This is a genomic window from Fulvivirga lutimaris (genome assembly GCF_009711525.1).
GTDB classification, from domain to species: domain Bacteria; phylum Bacteroidota; class Bacteroidia; order Cytophagales; family Cyclobacteriaceae; genus Fulvivirga; species Fulvivirga lutimaris.
The window spans coordinates 1-16,173 of sequence record NZ_SMLV01000389.1 but is presented as its reverse complement, the minus strand read 5'-3'; the positions used below and the strand labels follow the sequence as shown (position 1 = coordinate 16,173).

Annotated in this window: 16 protein-coding genes; 11 read left to right on the top strand and 5 right to left on the bottom strand. The window is 38.2% G+C overall.

What is annotated here, in order from left to right; translation table 11 throughout:
• Nucleotides 1-2,067 (bottom strand): prolyl oligopeptidase family serine peptidase (locus tag E1140_RS12410; RefSeq protein ID WP_155184085.1); only part of this gene is annotated, 2,067 nt, incomplete at its 3' end.
• Nucleotides 2,068-2,123: 56 nt separating this feature from the next.
• Here E1140_RS12410 and E1140_RS12405 point away from each other — a divergent pair.
• Nucleotides 2,124-2,903 carry a tryptophan-rich sensory protein gene (locus tag E1140_RS12405; protein WP_155184053.1) on the top strand — a complete coding sequence of 260 codons (780 nt, stop codon included), beginning with the start codon at nt 2,124-2,126 and terminating at the stop codon, nt 2,901-2,903.
• Here E1140_RS12405 and serS read toward each other — a convergent pair.
• Nucleotides 2,896-4,170, bottom strand: a complete 1,275-nt coding sequence (gene serS, locus E1140_RS12400; RefSeq protein ID WP_155184050.1) for a serine--tRNA ligase — start codon at nt 4,168-4,170, stop codon at nt 2,896-2,898. The genes E1140_RS12405 and serS overlap by 8 nt on opposite strands.
• A gap of 293 nt (nt 4,171-4,463) precedes the next feature.
• Between serS and rho the strand changes: the two genes are divergently transcribed.
• From rho to sdaAA, 3 genes are read left to right on the top strand one after another with little or no spacing between them, the layout of a single operon-like run.
• Nucleotides 4,464-6,119: a transcription termination factor Rho gene (gene rho / locus E1140_RS12395; protein ID WP_155184047.1), complete on the top strand. Its 1,656-nt coding sequence runs from the start codon at nt 4,464-4,466 to the stop codon at nt 6,117-6,119.
• A 39-nt stretch (nt 6,120-6,158) separates the two neighbouring features.
• The gene (locus tag E1140_RS12390) at nt 6,159-6,968 is read left to right on the top strand and encodes a sulfite exporter TauE/SafE family protein (RefSeq protein ID WP_185153559.1); all 810 of its coding nucleotides are present in this window, start codon (nt 6,159-6,161) and stop codon (nt 6,966-6,968) included.
• A gap of 59 nt (nt 6,969-7,027) precedes the next feature.
• Nucleotides 7,028-7,939 carry an L-serine ammonia-lyase, iron-sulfur-dependent, subunit alpha gene (sdaAA, locus tag E1140_RS12385; protein WP_155184041.1) on the top strand — a complete coding sequence of 304 codons (912 nt, stop codon included), beginning with the start codon at nt 7,028-7,030 and terminating at the stop codon, nt 7,937-7,939.
• On the opposite strand, the gene E1140_RS12380 is transcribed toward sdaAA, so the two are convergent.
• Genes E1140_RS12380 through upp form a run of 3 tightly spaced genes read right to left on the bottom strand, consistent with a single transcriptional unit; the run spans nt 7,890 to nt 9,983 of the window.
• The gene (locus tag E1140_RS12380) at nt 7,890-8,336 is read right to left on the bottom strand and encodes a hypothetical protein (RefSeq protein WP_185153558.1); all 447 of its coding nucleotides are present in this window, start codon (nt 8,334-8,336) and stop codon (nt 7,890-7,892) included. The two genes, sdaAA and E1140_RS12380, sit on opposite strands and share 50 nt — an antisense overlap.
• Nucleotides 8,337-8,381: 45 nt before the next feature.
• Nucleotides 8,382-9,335 carry a calcium/sodium antiporter gene (locus tag E1140_RS12375; protein WP_155184038.1) on the bottom strand — a complete coding sequence of 318 codons (954 nt, stop codon included), beginning with the start codon at nt 9,333-9,335 and terminating at the stop codon, nt 8,382-8,384.
• Between the two features lie 6 nt (nt 9,336-9,341).
• Complete coding sequence (gene upp, locus E1140_RS12370; RefSeq protein WP_155184035.1) at nt 9,342-9,983, bottom strand: uracil phosphoribosyltransferase; 642 nt, start codon at nt 9,981-9,983, stop codon at nt 9,342-9,344.
• Between the two features lie 127 nt (nt 9,984-10,110).
• Between upp and E1140_RS12365 the strand changes: the two genes are divergently transcribed.
• From E1140_RS12365 to E1140_RS12335, 7 genes are all read left to right on the top strand, one after another.
• A complete protein-coding gene (locus tag E1140_RS12365) occupies nt 10,111-11,022 on the top strand; it encodes a M20/M25/M40 family metallo-hydrolase (protein ID WP_155184032.1) in 912 nt (303 codons plus the stop codon).
• A gap of 85 nt (nt 11,023-11,107) precedes the next feature.
• Nucleotides 11,108-11,635, top strand: coding sequence for a hypoxanthine phosphoribosyltransferase (hpt, locus tag E1140_RS12360; RefSeq protein WP_155184029.1), 528 nt, complete (start codon nt 11,108-11,110; stop codon nt 11,633-11,635).
• A 43-nt stretch (nt 11,636-11,678) separates the two neighbouring features.
• Nucleotides 11,679-12,251 (top strand): adenylate kinase, encoded by a 573-nt coding sequence (locus E1140_RS12355; protein ID WP_155184023.1) that lies wholly within the window; start codon nt 11,679-11,681, stop codon nt 12,249-12,251.
• A gap of 8 nt (nt 12,252-12,259) precedes the next feature.
• On the top strand, nt 12,260-13,249 hold the full coding sequence (gene obgE / locus E1140_RS12350; RefSeq protein WP_185153557.1) for a GTPase ObgE: 990 nt from the start codon (nt 12,260-12,262) through the stop codon (nt 13,247-13,249).
• A gap of 86 nt (nt 13,250-13,335) precedes the next feature.
• On the top strand, nt 13,336-13,920 hold the full coding sequence (locus E1140_RS12345) for a nucleotide exchange factor GrpE (protein ID WP_155184020.1): 585 nt from the start codon (nt 13,336-13,338) through the stop codon (nt 13,918-13,920).
• Nucleotides 13,921-13,942: 22 nt separating this feature from the next.
• Entirely contained in the window at nt 13,943-15,058 is a 1,116-nt protein-coding gene (dnaJ, locus tag E1140_RS12340) for a molecular chaperone DnaJ (RefSeq protein ID WP_155184017.1), read from the top strand.
• 113 nt (nt 15,059-15,171) lie between these two features.
• Nucleotides 15,172-16,074 (top strand): hypothetical protein, encoded by a 903-nt coding sequence (locus E1140_RS12335; RefSeq protein ID WP_155184014.1) that lies wholly within the window; start codon nt 15,172-15,174, stop codon nt 16,072-16,074.
• Nucleotides 16,075-16,173 lie beyond the last annotated feature (99 nt).

Genomic DNA, 16,173 nt, shown 5'->3' with positions numbered 1-16,173 from the left:
CTGCTGCTCTATTGCTTTTGAGATTGGTGTACCAGCACCATGTCCGGCATCGGTCTCAATTCTTATCAGCACAGGATTATCTCCAGCTTGCTTCTCTTGTAATGTGGCTGCGAACTTGAATGAATGGGCCGGAACTACCCTGTCATCATGATCTGCAGTTGTTACCATAGTAGCAGGGTAATTCGTTCCCTCCTTCAAGTTATGAAGCGGTGAATAACCCTTCAGGTAATCAAACATTTCTTTAGAATCTTCAGAAGTGCCATAATCACTTGCCCAAGCCCAGCCGATGGTAAATTTATGATAACGCAGCATATCCATAACCCCTACTGCCGGGAAAGCAACCTTTGCTAAATCTGGTCTTTGTGTCATAGTGGCTCCAATTAACAAACCTCCATTAGAACCTCCGGCTATAGCTAAATACTCACTGGATGTGTACTTGTTGTTTATCAAATATTCACCAGCAGCAATAAAGTCATCAAAGACATTTTGCTTTTGCATTTTAGTACCAGCTTTATGCCACTCTTCGCCATACTCACCGCCACCTCGGATATTAGGTTGCGCATAAATGCCTCCATTCTCTAACCATACTATTCTTGATGTACTAAAACTTGGACGAAGGCTAACATTGAAACCTCCATAGGCATATAAATAAGTTGGATTTTTACCATTTAACTCTACCCCTTTTTTATGGGTAATAAACATAGGAACCTTAGTTCCGTCTTTGCTCTCATAGAATACCTGCTTGGTTTCAAAATCATCTGGATTGAAGTCAATTTCTGGCTGCTCGTACAATTCAGATTCGCCACTTTCAATATCATATTTAAAAATAGTAGGAGGATAAGTAAATGAAGTGAAGGTGTAATAGATCTCTTTATCTTCTTTTTCACCACCAAAACCATAGGCTGTTCCTATGCCCGGTAATTCCACTTCACGAATAAGCTTACCATCATAGTCAAATTGCTTAATAGCGGTCTTGGCATCTTCTAAATAACTGCCAAAAATATAACCACCTACCGTTCCCGCAGTTAGTACATTCTCAGATTCAGGAATAATATCCTTCCAGTTTTCAGGTGCAGGGTTAGAAGGGTCAACTTCAACAACCCTATAATTTGGAGCATCTAGGTTAGTATAAACCAAAAGCTTGTCGCCTTTACTTTCTATTACATTATGATCATTATCAAAATGATCGATAACCGTTATTAAATCACCACCATTTTGGACGTCTTTAACAAAAAGCTGATTTCCGGAAGTCCCTTGAAAGGTTGTTAACACTAGGTACCTGTCATCCTCTGTCAAATAACCACCTGCTCCTGTCTTTTCAGTTTCTGGAGCAAAAACTACTTCATCAGCACTTTGTGGTGTACCTATCTTATGATAGTGAACACGGGCTTGCGAGTTTAGACCTGACAACTCCTCACCTTTCTTAGGCTCATCATATTTAGTATAATAAAAACCTTCATTTCCTTTCCACGACAATCCACTAAATTTGATGTGTCTTAAGGTATCGTCAACCTGAGTTTTGTCATCTGTATTTATAATTATCGCTTTTCTCCAGTCTGAACCACCTTCCGAGATAAGATAGCCAAACAGGCTACCATCTTCAGAGTAGCTGGTCCCTCCTAAAGAAATGGTACCATCCTCTTTAAAATTATTAGGGTCTAAGAAAACCTCAGGTTCACTATCTAATGTTGCCTTTCTGTAAAGTACATTTTGATTTTGGAGGCCGTCATTTTTATAGAAGTAATAGTAATCACCATGCTTGTTTGGAGCATAAATACGCTCATAGTTATATAGCTCGGTAAGCCTTTTCTTAATATTCTCTTTGAAATTGATATTGTCTAAATAGGAATGCGTCACAGCATTTTGGCTTGTAACCCAGTTGGCAGTAGCATCTGAGTTGTCATCCTCGAGCCACCTGTAAGGGTCGGGCACGTCTGTTCCAAAATATGTATCTACTGTATCAACTTTGGCCGTTTCAGGGTATGCTGAAACTTTGGACTTTTCCTCGGGCGGATTGCATGACAGGATCATTGCTGAAATGATTGAATAACTCAACAGTTTTTTCATTTTGGTATTAATTGGTTGATTTACTTAAACATACAAATCGAAAAGATGTTAAGGAAATGAAATTTGATGGATGGCTAAATCTTGATATTAATCCAATAATGAAATTCAAAATATTAAACACAATTGGTTTTATAGTAGTACTAGTCACAAATTACCTGGCTAATGCGCTTCCTATAAATGGATATAATACAGGAGAGCTGTCTGACTTTTACCCTAACTTATTTGTACCCACTGGAATTACATTTTCGATTTGGGGATTAATCTACCTACTACTGATTGGTTTTATTATTCTACAATGGGTAAGTGCAGATAAAAAACCTGTCCAACAAATAGGAATACTATTTTTCTTAAACTGTCTGCTCAACGCTTCATGGATTCTGGCATGGCACTACAGATTGGAAGAACTATCTGTAATCATAATGCTTCTCCTTTTGACTACGCTAATTAAGATCTGGCAAACATTACAAAAAACAACTTTCGATTCAAAAGTGATGAGGTTCTTTACAAAGACTCCCTTTAGCATATATTTTGGGTGGATCTGCGTTGCCACTATTGCTAATATAACCGCATTGTTGGTTCATTGGAACTTTAACCCTGCCTACCCTGAATACTGGACTGCAGTTTTGATTTTAATAACCCAAATACTAGTGTGGTTAGTGAACAAAAGAAATGTCAACCTTGCTTATTCTTTAACAATAATATGGGCCATCTCAGGTATCGTTTTGAAACAATCACAACTGGATGGCCCTTTTATTATTGTGGTAGCTGGCTACATTGCAATAGCAGCTACATTAGTAATTACAATAGGTTTGAAAATTAAGACTGCGATTAATTGATCATATCAAAACCTGTATAAGGTACCAGTACCTCTGGTATTTTTATTCCTTCTTCAGTTTGATTGTTTTCAAGTATAGCTGCTAAAATTCTAGGAAGGGCCAATGCACTTCCATTTAGAGTATGACACAGCTGAGTCTTTTTATTCTCATCCTTAAACCTCAATTTGAGTCTATTGGCCTGATAGGTCTCAAAATTACTCACAGAACTAACCTCAAGCCATTTTTCCTGAGCGGCAGAATAAACCTCCATATCAAATGTCTGAGCAGCCGTAAAGCCCAGATCTCCTCCACATAGGTTCAGAACCCTATATTGTAGACCTAGTTTCTCAAGTAACCCCTGAACATATGCACACATGTCTTTAAGAGCATCATAAGAATTATCAGGATGCTGAACCTGAACAATCTCTACCTTGTCAAATTGGTGTAATCTATTCAACCCTCTCACATGTGCTCCCCATGAGCCTGCCTCTCTCCTAAAACATGGCGTAAAACCAACATGCTTTATAGGCAGCTGCCTTGGGTCAACAATTACATCTCTGTACATATTAGTGATAGGAACTTCAGCAGTAGGGATCAGAAAATAATTCTCCTGAGTAATATGATACATCTGACCATCCTTATCGGGTAATTGACCAGTACCATAGCCAGAGTCCTCATTAATCATAATTGGCGGCTGTACCTCTACATAACCCATCTTTACTGCCTCATCTAAAAAGAAATTGACCATAGCCCTTTGAAGCCTTGCTCCCTTACCTTTGTAAAAAGGAAAACCAGCGCCAGTCACTTTATTGCCAAGCTCAAAATCGATGATATCATATTTTTTAATCAGCTCCCAATGAGGCACCGCACCTGCACCTAATTTAGGAGATATACCATGTTCATAAACCACAGCATTGTCATCAGGAGTAGCACCGTCAGGCACGTCTGAATTAGGTGTATTAGGTATTTTATACAATAGCTGCTTAAGCTCTTCCTCAATAGTGGACAGCTTCTCGCTTAAATCTTTACTCTCAGCTTTAAGAGCAGCACTCTTATCTTTTATTTTATTGGCCTCGTCTTTTTGCCCAGACTTCATCAAGGCACCTATCTCTTTGGACAAGCTGTTTGCCTCTGACAAAACCTCATCATTTTTACCCTGAGTAGTCTTTCTATCATCATCTAGTTGGATGATACTTGCTATCAAATTTTGGGCATCAGCAAACCTTCTTTTTTCTAGTGCTTTTACAACACTTTCCCTGTTATTCCTTATTCGATTAAGTTCCAGCATAGCTTTTTATTAAAATCGCTGCAAAATAATGCATTTTTGAGGTAAATGAAGTAGAAATAGTAACTAAGAATAATTATTTGCAATTAAAAATTTGGCGATTGTATATGGTTAATCTATTATTGCAATACCATAAATGAATGATTAGGCTTTATAAGTCATTTCTGATTATTAAAAGCCCACAACCAGCATTATTTTATCAAGCACAACTCGAACACTAAAGGTGAATCTAAACCACCCTATACGTTGATATTATTTTAAATAACAAACCATTCCAAAATCACACTTAAGATTTTATGTATACCATTGAAGAATTAAATGTCAGGCTTTTATCTGAATTGAAAGAGATAGCGGAGGAGATGAGCCTGAAGAATTTCAAAAAACTTTCCAAAGAAGAGCTTATCTACAAAATACTTGACCAACAAGCTATCTTACCAGAAAACGACCTCCCTAAGAAAAAAGCTCCAGAGAAAGAAGAAAAGCCTGCGCCAAAAGCTAAAAGTAAGCCCCCAAGAAGAGAAAATGTAGCGAAGAAAAAACCAACAGAGAAAGATGCTAAAGATCTAAGCGCTGATGAGCTACTTGAGTCTTTTAATCTAGAAATAGATAAAACAGCGGCCTCATTTGACGATAAAAAAGGTGGCAAGCCAGAGAAAAAGCAGGAAGAAAAATCTGCAGAAGGCGATAGCAAAGAAGATAGGGAGAGAAAACCTAGAAACGAAAAGAGAGACGACAACAAAGAAAAGGGTAACAGAGAGCCAAGAGAGAAGAGAGAAGATCGCCCGAAACGCGAAGATCATCGCGAGCACAAAAAGAAAGAAAACAATATCAAAGACTTTGATGGGGTAATAGAAAATGAAGGTGTACTTGAAATCATGCAAGACGGCTATGGTTTCTTAAGATCTCCTGACTACAACTACCTTGCTAGCCCGGATGATATTTATGTATCACCATCACAAATAAAATTATTTGGATTAAAAACGGGTGATACTGTTCAAGGCCAGATCAGACCTCCAAAAGAGGGTGAGAAATACTTTGCGCTATTAAGAGTTGGTTTTGTTAATGGCAAGACCACTGAAGAGATAAGAGACCGTGTTCCTTTTGAATATTTAACTCCTTTATTTCCTGAAGAAAAACTAAACCTAAGTTCAAAAGCTGATAACTATTCTACAAGAATATTAGACCTGTTCTCTCCAATTGGAAAAGGACAAAGAGGTATGATTGTAGCACAGCCAAAAACTGGTAAAACAGTACTTCTTAAAAACGTAGCGAATGCAATTGCAGAAAATCATCCTGAATGCTACCTGATCATATTATTGATTGATGAGCGTCCGGAAGAGGTGACTGACATGGCTAGAAGCGTAAAGGCAGAAGTAATTGCTTCTACTTTTGATGAGCAAGCTGAGCGTCACGTTAAAGTATCAAGCATGGTGCTTGAAAAAGCTAAAAGAATGGTAGAGTGTGGTCATGATGTAGTAATACTTCTTGACTCTATCACAAGGTTAGCCAGAGCTTATAACACTGTTGTTCCTTCATCAGGTAAAATACTTTCTGGTGGTGTTGATGCTAATGCACTTCACAAGCCTAAGAGATTCTTTGGTGCTGCAAGAAATGTAGAGAACGGTGGTTCTTTAACAATCATAGCTACTGCTCTTATTGAAACTGGTTCTAAAATGGACGAAGTTATCTTCGAAGAATTTAAAGGAACTGGTAATATGGAACTTCAGCTGGATAGAAAACTTTCTAACAAACGAGTTTACCCTGCTATCGATGTTCCTGCTTCTGGCACAAGACGAGAAGACTTGTTGATGTCTGAAGAAGAACTTCAACGCGTATGGATCCTGCGTAAATTCATGTCAGATATGAATTCTAATGAAGCCATGGAATTCCTGCTATCGAAAATGAAAGGAACCCGAAACAACGAAGAGTTTCTCATTTCAATGAATGGATAAAAAATAGAAAGCTGCTCTCGGGCAGCTTTTTTTATGCCTATGCTGTGTAGATCTTTACTTTTTCTTGCTGGGTTATTTGGAGGCTTTATAGCGGGCATCACCGGAATTGGTACAGGATTCATTATGATAGCGATTATTCCTATTGCGCTTCATAGCATTGGAATACCAGAATCAGAAATAGTAAGGTTTACAATAGCCAACACCATTTTTGCAACTATGTGTTCAGCCTTTGCAAATAATCTTAGATTATTGCTGCAAGATCAATTCTATAAAAAGGAGACCATCATACTGGCCATAAGCGCTGCCATTACTTCTTCTGTATTATTACAAATTGTAGTTATCAATTCTAGCTATTCAAAAAAGACCTACAATATCATTATCTGCCTTCTTCTGGTTTACATTATTTACCGAACCCTTAATAAACTCAGAAAAAACAGAATCTTTAAAGAACAGGTGAGTAATCTTAAGTTGACCTTAACAGGACTTAGCGCAGGTGCAGTAGCAGCACTAACAGGTCTTGGCGGTGGCTCTTTAATAATACCGATGCTTAATCTTTGGATGAAAATTGATATAAAGAAAGCCAAATCCATTAGTTACGGCACCATTTTTACAACGGCTTTTATTCTGACAATTATCAATTTATACAATCAACCGGAGGTTCGTATTCATCATGTTCATTTTGGATTTATTTTAGCACCCATTGCTATTCCCTTATCAGCAGGGGTAATAATAGCTTCACCATTAGGCATGAAAGTAGGTGAGCGTTTTTCTGCAAGAACCATCTCTTTCATTTTCTTAGCCGTTATTACTTTGGTACTTATCAAAAAGGCCACAGAGCTATTTTTATAATATTTCATTCGATTGCGATGAAGTAGTTTATATGACTAACTTTGATAAAAATTATCATTATGAGCTTTCTTTTTAACGACTTTTCTGGGTGGAAATCTTATTGTGAAAACAATAAAGTAAAACTATTTGAACCAGTTTTAGAATACGAAAAAGATCAGAAAGGCAGGTCTGAAACCGAAGTTTGGGAAGGGCTAAGCCGTGCCTACGATGTGATGAAAGAAGCCGTAGATACAGGTCTTAAAGAAGAAATGACATCCCGATCAGGAATGATCAATAATGGTGCAAAAAAGGTCTACCAAAACAAGTTGACCGTCCTTTCTAAAGAATTTCAGAACCTTATATCTCGTGCACTTGCTGCTAAGGAAGTTAACTCATGCATGGGTAGAATTGTGGCTGCTCCCACTGCCGGAGCCTCAGGCATATTACCTGGGTGCCTTTATACACTTCAGGAGATCCATGGTTTTGAAGACAAAAAAATATTGGAAGGATTACTAGTTGGGGCAGGCATTGCTTTGGTTATCGAGCAGAAAGCCTCACTTGCAGGCGCTGTTGGTGGCTGTCAGGCAGAAACTGGTAGTGCTGCGGCTATGGCATCAGGAGCTATAGCCTACTGTTTAGAGGGAGATATTGACCAGGTATTTAATGCAGTTGCAATCACAATTCAATGTACACTTGGCTTAGTATGTGACCCAGTTGCTGGTTTGGTGGAAGTACCCTGCGTGGTAAGAAATGCCAGTGCCGCTGCCATAGCTAATTCTTCTGCTCAAATTGCCTTATCCAACGTTAGTGCGGTTATCCCAGTTGACGAATGTGTTGATGCCATGGGCGAGGTTGGCCAAAGCATGGAAAGCAGATATAAAGAAACAGCCTTAGGTGGCTTAGCCGCAACGAAGACAGGCCAGCAGATTTCAAAAAAAGTACTTATTCAGGATATTGAAATACTTCCGGATGAGGAGTATCCTCAGGAATAAAAGACTTAATGGTATCACCTGCATAATATACAAGTGCTGTTAGTATAAATGACCAAGCAACAGCACTAATCAGCATATATGTTAATACTAACTTTTTAGGAGTATGATAAGTCGCCAATAAAAGAGTCCCTCCTATTGGTGTTAGTAAAATTGGTGTTAAAAAGGCTACACCCTTTATTCCATACTTTTTCCAAATGGCTACAAATTGCCTATTCCGTTTTGTGAAAGTTTTCTTTTTCTTGAAAATTTTTCTCAGCCATTTTTCCCTGATATAAGTACCCAAATAGGTAAATAGAATAACACTTGACATCATTCCAATCACAGTAATAATTACGGTTAATAAAAATGGGAAACCAGCACCATAGCCACCAACTGGCCCAAAAATGAACTTCAGCATGGTTAATAGTATGATAGAGATTATTTTAGCTATTTCCGCAAGCATCTAAGAAATTACTGTGTAGGTGTAAATGACATATGTCACCAACAAAACTACACCAGCAAATCTGGACATCCTTCGTTTATATAACATTAATGGAAGTATGAGCAATGTTATTCCTAACATGACAGTCATATCCTGATGAACAATTATTTCACTTACATGGATATCCTGAATTATACTTGTTATACCTAAAATTGAAAGGATGTTAAAAATATTGGAGCCCATCAGATTTCCAAGGGCTAAATCGGTCTCTTTCTTTATTGAAGCCACTATAGCAGTAACCAATTCTGGCAAACTAGTTCCAAGAGCAAGTACTGTTATTCCAATCACGCGTTCACTAACTCCTAAGAAAGAGGCCATCTCTTTTGCTCCACCAACAAACCAATCTGCTCCAAAATACAACCCTGCACAGCCCCCAGCAATATAAATCAGATCCTTGGCAAGGTTATTAGAAGGTTCTGGTACATCAAGCGTTTCTTCAGCCGCACGCAGTGCTTTGGTTTCCTTTCTTGATTTTCGAATAATATAAACCGTATACACTACAAGTAGGAACAAGAACACTATACCCTCAAAAGAATCAATAACGGCTTCTGTTTCCTTGACTACAAAATACAGTAACAAAGAGCTACCCATAGTCACAGGCCAGTCTATCTTGATGGAATCGCTTTGAACATTAATGGGGCCAATCAACGCTGTAATACCCAACACCAGTGCTAAATTGCAAATGTTAGAACCTACCACATTTCCCATGGTCATGTCAGGACTTCCAGCTAAAGCAGATTTTATACTTATTAAAAGTTCAGGAGCAGAAGTACCAAAGGCCACAATTGTAAGTCCAACAACCAGCGGTGATATATGAGAACGCAATGCAATGCTAGATGCCCCTCTTACAAGGAAATCGCCACCCAAAATGAGGACGAACAAACCAACAATAAGCATTACAATATTTAAAAGCATAAATTTTTAACTCTTAACCCCGAAACTTAAATCACCAGCATCCCCAAGTCCGGGTACGATGTATGAGTCTTCGTTCAATTTTTCATCTAAAGATGCGACCCAAATGGTATAATTTGTTTTCAAATGGGCGGCAATATACTCAATTCCTTCGGGTGCAGCAACAGCAGAAACAAAATGTATTTCAGATGGCAACCCCTTACTGATCAGTTGATTATATGCAGCAATTAATGACTTACCGGTGGCCAACATAGGATCGACAATTATTAACGTACGGCCTTCCAATTCGGGAGCTGCCAAATAGTCCAGCTTAATAGATATATCATCCCCCTCTTCACGATATGCTCCAATAAATGCGGCATCGGCTTTATCATAGTAATCCATAAAGCCATCAAAAAATGGCATGGAGGCTCTTAGTATAGCAACTATTACCGGATTCTTACCCAGCACCTCTACTTCCATTTTAGCCAATGGTGTTTCCACAGTCTCTTTCTTGTAATTTAGACTTTTAGACACTTCGTAGGCCATTACCTGACCCAGCTTTTTTAAATTATGTCTAAATTTGGAGCGATCCTTTTGAATATCCTTATCTCTCATTTCTTGCAGGAAATGATTGGCAATAGAAGCCTGATGATTCAAAATGTTAATCATTGAGAGAGGCGGACGTTAAAGTATTCTAAAAAAAGATTCTTCAATTGGAAATATAATTATTATTATAAAACTACTCCTAATACCTGACACATTATTTTTCTGTTTAAACATTGATCATTAGACCTTTATGAAGCTATTAAAAGACCTTTGTGCTGTTCATGCGCCCTCTGGAAATGAATTTGCCATGAAGTTGTTCATCCTCGACTATATAAAAAATAATGAGAAGAGCTGGAATCAGACTCCTCAAGTTATTCATGGTGAAGATTTTCAGGATTGTATTATTCTAAAATTCGGAAAACCTAGAACGGCTGTTTTTGCACATATGGATTCTATAGGTTTCACTGTTAGATATGAGAATCAGCTAGTGCCGATAGGTGGTCCGCAAGCCGAAACTGGATATATTCTGACTGGGGAAGACAGCCTTGGGCCAATAGAATGCGAATTAGAGGTGGATGAAGATCATAAATTGACTTACAAATTTGGTAGGGCCATTGACACAGGCACTGACTTGGTGTTCAAGTCTAATTTCAGAGAGACTAAAGACTATGTTCAGAATTGTTATATGGACAACAGACTTGGCGTTTATGCAGCGCTTAAGCTTGCAGAAACACTGGAGGATGGTGTAATAGTTTTTAGTTGTTGGGAAGAACATGGGGGTGGCTCGGTTCCTTATTTGGCCAAATATATCTATGAAAAGTGGAACATAAGACAAGCACTTATTGCTGACATTACCTGGGTAACAGATGGTGTTCATTCGGGCAAGGGCGTTGTTGTTTCTATGCGAGACAGAAATGTCCCTAGAAGATCATATATCAACAAGATCATAGCAATGGCAAAGGATTCAGGTGTTGATTTTCAATTAGAAGTAGAAGGTGGTGGATCAAGCGATGGAAGAGAACTTCAGGTATCTCCCTACCCTTTTGACTGGTGCTTTATTGGTGCACCTGAAGATAACGTGCACAGTCCGGATGAAAAAGTGCATAAGTATGACATACGATGTATGATTGAGCTGTATCGGTATTTAATGGCCAATTTGTAGTTTGTAAATAATAATGAAGGCATTTAAAGGAAATTTCTATATTTGCAGGCCTTTTAAAAAGAGGCATTTTTTGTTAGTGTAGCTTATGGTAGTTAAAGATAAGGCGTTTAAAAAGTTTATTCTCAAAGAAGAAATTGAAAAGAAGGTGAAAAGCCTTGCTCGAAAAATCAATGCGGATTATAAAGACAAACGCCCCCTTTTCATAGCCATCTTAAATGGTTCCTTCATGTTTGCCGCTGACATTCTTAAAGAGGTAAAGATTGATTGCGAGATTTCTTTCGTAAAAGTTGCCAGCTATGAAGATATGGAAAGCTCTGGCAACGTTAAGCAGCTTATCGGGCTTAATGAGAACATTTTTAATAAAGACGTAATCATTATAGAAGATATTATAGATACGGGTAGAACGATCTCCAAAATATTAGAAGAGTTCAAATCTTTGGGTGCGAGCTCTGTAGAGGTAATAACACTACTTAAAAAACCAAAATCAAAAAATGTAGAGGCAAATTTCAAGTACATTGGCTTCGAAATACCTGACAAGTTTGTTGTGGGCTATGGCCTTGACTATGACGGGCTTGCAAGAAATACAAAGGATATCTACCAACTTAAGGACTAGGTCAGGTTTTTTACCTTATATTTAAGACTTCAAAAATATTAACATGCTGAATATTGTATTATTTGGCCCTCCCGGAGCGGGTAAGGGTACTCAAAGTGAAAAACTGATTGAGAAATATCAATTAAATCATATATCCACTGGAGATCTTTTTAGAAAACATTTGAGCGAAGGAACTGAACTAGGTAAAAAAGCTCAAAAATTTATGGATGATGGATTCCTTGTACCTGATGAAGTGGTAATAGGAATGGTTGAAGACAAGATAAAAAGCGAAACTGACGCTAAGGGTTTTATTTTTGACGGTTTCCCGAGAACAGTAAAACAAGCTGAGGCTTTAGACAATGTATTAAAAGCAACCGACACTCCAATTTCAGGCATGATCGCCCTTGAGGTTCCTTTCGAAGAATTGAAGAAAAGACTTCTTGAAAGAGGTAAAATTTCTGGTCGTGTCGATGATCAGAGCGAAGAAAAGATTAATAATAGAATTCAGGTTTATTTAGACGAGACCTTACCAGTTTCTGAATATTATAAACAGCAATCGAAATTCAACGGCATTAATGGCGTTGGTTCTATTGATAGCATCTTTGAAAAAATTAGCGCTGTAATAGAGAACTTTTAATTAGTGAAGTGGCTTCATCAAACTTTATTGACTATATAAAATTTTGCTCCAGGTCTGGTGCTGGAGGTAGTGGAGCTGTCAGCTTTAGAAGGGAAAAACATGTACCGAAAGGTGGCCCAGATGGTGGCAACGGAGGGCGCGGTGGCCACATCATACTACGTGGCAACGCCCAGCTATGGACTTTGCTCCATCTAAAATACAAAAAGCATGTTCTTGCAGATAATGGCCAATCAGGTTCTGGAAGTAGAAGCTCGGGTGCCGATGGTGAAGATGTAATACTTGAAGTGCCTTTGGGCACCATTGCCAAAAGCGATGAAACCAAGAAAAAACTTTTTGAAATAACTGAAGATGGTCAAGAGGTAATTCTTACACCTGGTGGTCGAGGTGGACTAGGAAATGAGAATTTTAAAACTGCCACCAATCAAACGCCACGTTTTGCTCAGCCAGGAGAAGAAGGCAAGGAAGAATGGATCATTCTTGAGTTAAAGGTCCTTGCCGATGTTGGTTTAGTAGGCTTACCAAATGCTGGGAAATCAACCTTGCTGTCTGCAGTTTCTGCTGCTAGACCAGAAATTGCAGATTACCCATTTACTACACTGGTCCCTAACCTTGGTGTTGTGTCATACCGTGATCATAAATCATTTGTAATGGCAGATATTCCCGGGATTATAGAAGGGGCGGCAGAAGGTAAAGGGCTAGGAATTCGATTTTTAAGACATATTGAAAGAAATTCCGTGCTGCTTTTCATGGTGCCTGCAGATGCTGATGACATCAAAGAAGAATATCAAATACTACTAGGCGAATTAACTAAATACAATCCCGAGCTCCTGGACAAGGATAGACTTCTAGCCATTTCCAAGTCAGACCTTCTGGATGAGGAGCTGAAAGCAGAGATAAGAAAAGAGCTGCCAGAAGACCTGCCCTACTGCTTCATTTCTTCCATCACTCAAGAAGGCATTGCCGAGCTTAAAGACCAAATCTGGAAATCTCTTAATTAAATAAGTGTGTCATTTTGACATAAGAAGACCTTTGGCAGAGTAATTGTCAATTTTGCAAAGATATTTTAGTGATCTATTCAAAAAAGATGAAAACAGAGAACATAGAAGAGCAAGAATCTCAAAATACTGAGGAAATAGCTGCTGAAGAAGGAACAGAACAACAGGAAGTTCAGCATAAGTCTGAGGATTCTGAAGAGGAAAAGTCAGAAGAAACTGACGAGTTGACCAAACTTCAGGACGAGTTGACAGAGAACAAAGACAAGTATTTACGTCTATACTCTGAGTTTGACAACTTTAGAAGAAGAACTGCAAAAGAGAAATTGGACCTTGTACAAACTGCTACAGAGGATCTAATGATAGCCCTTATTCCAGTATTGGATGATTTTGAAAGAGCTGAAAAATCATTTGATGAGAAAGAAACAGATATTAAAGCTGTGAAAGATGGTGTTAACCTTGTTCACAATAAGTTTAGAAAGATATTAGAGCAAAAGGGATTATTGGTAATGGAAGGTAAACAAGGAATGGATTTTGATCCAGACTTTCACGAAGCGATCACCCAAATACCAGCTCCAAAAAAGAATTTAAAAGGAAAAGTTGTAGACATAATCGAGAAAGGCTACTTGCTAAAAGAGAAGGTCGTTCGATATGCAAAAGTTGTTATAGGCAACTAATAGTTGCTTAAATAATTTAAACATGGCAAAAAGAGATTTTTACGAAATATTAGGTGTTGACAAATCGGCAAGTGCTGAAGAAATAAAGAAGGCTTATCGAAAAGTTGCCATTAAATTTCACCCCGATAAAAACCCAGGAGATTCTGAAGCTGAAGAGAAATTTAAAGAAGCTGCAGAAGCCTATGAGATTTTAAGTAATCCAGAAAAGAAACAGCGTTACGACAGATTTGGTCATTCCGGCATGAACGGAGGCGGTGGCTTCAGCGGCGGTGATATGAATATGGACGACATATTCTCTCAGTTTGGTGATATCTTCGGAGGTGGTGGCAGCCCATTTGACAGCTTCTTCGGTGGTGGAGGCGGTAGAAAACGAGGTAGGAAAGGTTCTAACCTTCGTATTAAGCTCAAGCTATCTTTGGAAGAAATTGCCAATGGAGTTGAGAAGAAAATAAAAGTAAACCGACTGGTTCAGGCCGCTGGCGTTACTTTCAACACTTGTTCATCATGTCAGGGCACAGGTCAGGTTAGAAAAGTAGTTAATACTATGCTTGGCCAGATGGTATCATCATCTACATGTCCTACATGTGGTGGTTCAGGTCAGATCATAGGCAATAGACCTTCGGGTGTTGATAGCTCAGGGCTAGAACCAAAAGAGGAAATCATCTCAATAAAAATACCTGCCGGAGTTAGCGAAGGCATGCAGCTTTCTATGTCTGGTAAAGGTAATGAAGCACCAGGTGGTGGCGTTCCAGGAGATCTTTTAATTCTAATAGAAGAGAAAGAAGATGACATTCTTGTAAGAGAAGGGAATAATGTAGTGTATGATCTTTACATCAGTTTTATAGATGCTGCATTAGGTACTACAGTTGAGGTTCCAACAATCAGCAGTAAAGCAAGGATCAAAATTGAGGCCGGAACGCAATCAGGTAAGGTTTTGAGACTTAGAGGTAAAGGAATTAAAGATTTGAATGGATATGGCACTGGTGACCAGCTTATTCACATCAATGTTTGGACACCTAAAAGCTTGTCAGCAGAAGAAAAAGAAAAGCTAGAAAGCATGCGTGAATCGGACAATTTCACTCCAAAACCTGGCAAGAATGAAAAAGGCTTTTTCGAAAAGATGAAGGAGTTTTTCTAATATTAAAAGATAAAATATCACTAAAGGGGAGATGTAATAATTTCCCCTTTTTTGCACCCCATTTTAGCAAAACCTACGCAACTCACACACTAGTATTCTCGTAAAAGACTGTCATGCGAGAAGGATTTTTGTTATTGGGTGTTGGAATCATCAGTACTACACTTTCATTTGCCCAAGTAAGAAAACAGTTTTCAGTAGAAGACTATAAGGATGTAGAGAGGGTTGATGTTGATTTCAGTGTAAACAGTGGCTCCTGCTATATAAAACCAAATCCAACTTCTGAGATACTTACTGTTTATGGCAATCAGGATTATGATAGCTATTCGCACTCTTTCAATAAGGAACTTTTAGGTAAAACCTGCAAAATTAACTTGGCACTTGAAGATGATAAGTCTGCAGGCCTAAGTAAATCTATATCATATCGCGTTTTTGGAAATTCTAAAGAAGAGCAAAGCAACTTGTGGAAGCTGTTCCTTTCGCCAGATAAAACATATGATTTAAACCTTCGCTACGGAATAGGAATGGCGGACATTGACCTTTCAGGCCTGGCCATTGACAAGGTTAAAATAAATACAGGAAGTGCAGACGTTAATATTGGATACCTGTCAGGCATGAGCAATACAGTTTCTATGGATACTTTCTATGTTAAAGTAGATCTTGGTTCTGTAAAAGTTCAAAACTTAAATCTTTCTAAATCAAAAAATATTATTGCCGAAATTGGTTTTGGTGACCTGCTATTAGATTTCAGTGATAAAAATGAGATGAGCAGCCATATTCAAGGAAGTGTTGGTGCAGGAAATCTTATTATAGTTTTACCATCGGAGGATACTCCAGCGATCATAAAAATCAACGATTCATGGTTGTGTAAAGTTGAAATTGCTAAATCATATAAGAAGATAGCCAACAATACATTTGTGAACGCAGCATACTTTGAAGATGCTAAAAATCTTCTCTCCTTCGATCTGGATGTAAGCATGGGCAAAATTATTTTTAAAGAAAGCCCATCTTCAAAATAAACACTTCAGCATCCTATCTTTCCGCTTAGTTACTATTTGGTCATGCATGTGACTAGTTGAACTAACTTTATTTTTTAATATTTGGCTAACTCTGTAATA

Coding starts and splice junctions, on each gene's coding strand:
- E1140_RS12365 (WP_155184032.1), top strand. CDS start 10,111: ATGAAGCTATTAAAAGACCTTTGTGCTGTTCATGCGCCCTCTGGAAAT.
- rho (WP_155184047.1), top strand. CDS start 4,464: ATGTATACCATTGAAGAATTAAATGTCAGGCTTTTATCTGAATTGAAA.
- hpt (WP_155184029.1), top strand. CDS start 11,108: ATGGTAGTTAAAGATAAGGCGTTTAAAAAGTTTATTCTCAAAGAAGAA.
- upp (WP_155184035.1), bottom strand. CDS start 9,983: ATGATTAACATTTTGAATCATCAGGCTTCTATTGCCAATCATTTCCTG.
- E1140_RS12335 (WP_155184014.1), top strand. CDS start 15,172: ATGCGAGAAGGATTTTTGTTATTGGGTGTTGGAATCATCAGTACTACA.
- E1140_RS12380 (WP_185153558.1), bottom strand. CDS start 8,336: ATGCTGAAGTTCATTTTTGGGCCAGTTGGTGGCTATGGTGCTGGTTTC.
- E1140_RS12390 (WP_185153559.1), top strand. CDS start 6,159: ATGCTGTGTAGATCTTTACTTTTTCTTGCTGGGTTATTTGGAGGCTTT.
- E1140_RS12375 (WP_155184038.1), bottom strand. CDS start 9,335: ATGCTTTTAAATATTGTAATGCTTATTGTTGGTTTGTTCGTCCTCATT.
- serS (WP_155184050.1), bottom strand. CDS start 4,170: ATGCTGGAACTTAATCGAATAAGGAATAACAGGGAAAGTGTTGTAAAA.
- E1140_RS12345 (WP_155184020.1), top strand. CDS start 13,336: ATGAAAACAGAGAACATAGAAGAGCAAGAATCTCAAAATACTGAGGAA.
- dnaJ (WP_155184017.1), top strand. CDS start 13,943: ATGGCAAAAAGAGATTTTTACGAAATATTAGGTGTTGACAAATCGGCA.
- E1140_RS12355 (WP_155184023.1), top strand. CDS start 11,679: ATGCTGAATATTGTATTATTTGGCCCTCCCGGAGCGGGTAAGGGTACT.
- sdaAA (WP_155184041.1), top strand. CDS start 7,028: ATGAGCTTTCTTTTTAACGACTTTTCTGGGTGGAAATCTTATTGTGAA.
- E1140_RS12405 (WP_155184053.1), top strand. CDS start 2,124: ATGAAATTTGATGGATGGCTAAATCTTGATATTAATCCAATAATGAAA.